Raw genomic sequence first — 2,184 nt, 5'->3', positions numbered from 1 at the left:
GGTTGTGGGGGAAAGGGAGGCGAGTGGGCGGTTTCTTTGCCCCCCACCAGAAAACAAACCCCCCCCCCCCCCCCCCCCCCCCCCCTCTTCCCCCCCCCCCCCCCCCCCCCCCCCCCCCCCCCCAGGCCGCCCGGCGCCCGGGCGCCAGGGCCGCGGTCAGCCGGGCGAACTGGCCCGGGTGCGCGCGATGGCGGTGGAGCATCGTGCCCAGCGCGAGCAGGGTCCGCGGCGAGGCGCCGCGGGCCAGCCGGGCCAGGACCGCGGGGCGCCCGGCGACGCTTTCGGGCAGGAGGTCGCCGCCCGGGGTGATCAGGAGCCGCAGGGTGCGGTCCGGGTCGGCGTGCGACAGGGGCGCGGCCAGCCGGTGGAGCGGGCGGGGCAGTCCGTGGGCGGCGCCGCGCTCCAGCAGGTCCAGCACCCGCAGCGGCCGGGCGACGGCCAGGGCCTCGACGGCGGAGGCCCTGCGGTACCACCACTCGGCCCGCGACGCCTCGGGCAGGGCGCGCAGTTCCCCGTCGAGGGCGTCGGCGAGGAGGTCGGGGTGCCGGCGGGCGAGGTGGCCCCAGCCCGTGACGGCGTAGGACACGGCCGGCAGCAGCCGCTCGACGGTCGGCGCCCCGCATCCGGGGAGCAGCACGGCGGCTTCGGCGTCGCCCCAGTCCGCGCGGACCGCGTCGACGAGCCGGTCGGCGAGCGCGGTGCGGCGTCCGGCGACGACGGCCCGCAGCAGCTGCCCCCGGACGGCCGCCGGGGCGTCGTCGAGGGCTGCGACGAATGCCTCGTCGTCGACGCGGCCGGCGACGTCCAGCGCATGCCCGCGCACGACGGCGTCCGGGTCGGCGAGCCGCGCCGCGATCCAGGCGGTGTCCCCGGCCACGGCGGCGGCGAGGACACCGAGCGAACGCTCGTAGGTGCCGCGCCGGTCCAGGGTCGCGGCCAACGCGGCGGCCCGCTCGGGTCCCATGTCCCGCACGCGGGCGGCGAAGGAGCGCATGCGCGCGGAGTACGCGAGGGGTTCGAGCGCGTCGAGGAGCAGGTCCGCGGGGTCCCGGAGATCTTGAGCCATGCGGACAAGTGTCACCGAGGGGCGCCACGGCCCACGGCCCGGGGCACCGCGGGGCGCCCGCGCCCGGGTCGGTCGCGGGCGCGCGCCGTCACCCCGCCGCGGACGCGTCCACCCGCGACCGTGCGCGGGCGCCCCCGCCGTGCACCCCGCGGGCGGCGACGCGGCAGCCGACGCAGTCCGCGTGACCGGCGCGGGCGGCGGTGTCGCGCACCCGCCAGTCGCGCAGGGCGTGCGGGCGGGGCCCGCTCGCCTTGCCCCAGCCCGCGAGGTGCAGGACCCAGGTGGCGAGGACCGACAGGAGGACCAGCGCGAGGCCGGCCCACACGCCGGGGGTCGAGCCGAGGCAGACGGCGAGTCCGGTGACCGTCGAACCGAGCACACCCACGACGGTTCCGGTCCAGCCGGCCACGGTGTGGCCCAAGTCGACGTCTCCGTGCGCGCTCATGATTCTCCCGGGGGTGGGCGACAGTAGGCTCGGAGCGAGATCTTTCATCTCACGAGCTAAGTTACTTAGATGCTAAGGAGTATTCGCGTGGACGGCAAGCCCCGCCCCCCGGCCACGGCCGGGGAGGCGATCCAGCGCATGGACGCCTACGTCAGCCTCGGCCTGGTCGGCCAGCAGGAGGTGGCCCAGTTGCTGGGGCTGAACGTCACCGATCTGACCTGCCTCGGACACGTCCTGGGCGCCGCGGAGAACCCGCTCGGCGCCGGCGACCTGGCCGAGCGGGCCAACCTGACCACCGGAGCCGTCACGGGCGTGCTCAACCGGCTGGAGCGCGCCGGGTACGCCCGCAGGCAGCCCGACCCCTCGGACCGGCGCCGGGTGCGGGTGGTCGCCGATCCGACCGCCGCCGCGCGGGTGGTCGCGGTGTACGAGCCCTTCTACGCCCGGCTCGCCGCGCTCTTCGCCGACTACACCCCCGACGAGGTCGCCGTGATCGCCGACTGGTTCGCCCGGGCCGCCGAGGAGGCCCGCGCCCACCTGGAGCACGTACGCTCCACCAACGACCGGATCACCGCGCACTAGGTGTATTGATCACGAGCGTTGTTGACACTCGGTAGGTCTTGAACATGACGAAGACCTCCGGTGTGGTGGGAGCTGTCTAGGAACCCATTGC

Annotated in this window: 2 protein-coding genes and 1 pseudogene; 1 reads left to right on the top strand and 2 read right to left on the bottom strand. The window is 76.4% G+C overall.

Features of this window, described 5'->3' with window-relative positions; genetic code table 11:
• Both ACZ4UB_RS11645 and ACZ4UB_RS11640 read right to left on the bottom strand, forming a co-directional pair.
• A pseudogene (locus ACZ4UB_RS11645) lies at nucleotides 1–1,066 on the bottom strand (hypothetical protein); the annotation flags it as partial.
• An 88-nt stretch (nucleotides 1,067–1,154) separates the two neighbouring features.
• Nucleotides 1,155–1,511 carry an HGxxPAAW family protein gene (locus tag ACZ4UB_RS11640; protein ID WP_468069957.1) on the bottom strand — a complete coding sequence of 119 codons (357 nt, stop codon included), beginning with the start codon at nucleotides 1,509–1,511 and terminating at the stop codon, nucleotides 1,155–1,157.
• A gap of 87 nt (nucleotides 1,512–1,598) precedes the next feature.
• Between ACZ4UB_RS11640 and ACZ4UB_RS11635 the strand changes: the two genes are divergently transcribed.
• Entirely contained in the window at nucleotides 1,599–2,093 is a 495-nt protein-coding gene (locus tag ACZ4UB_RS11635; protein ID WP_468069956.1) for a MarR family winged helix-turn-helix transcriptional regulator, read from the top strand.
• Nucleotides 2,094–2,184: the final 91 nt, after the last annotated feature.

The organism is Streptomyces sp. NPDC028419, assembly GCF_055565515.1.
This window is presented reverse-complemented; position numbering and strand designations above follow the sequence as displayed.

Bases quoted from the DNA above. Each gene is read 5' to 3' on its own strand.
- ACZ4UB_RS11640 (WP_468069957.1), bottom strand. From the start codon at position 1,511: ATGAGCGCGCACGGAGACGTCGACTTGGGCCACACCGTGGCCGGCTGG.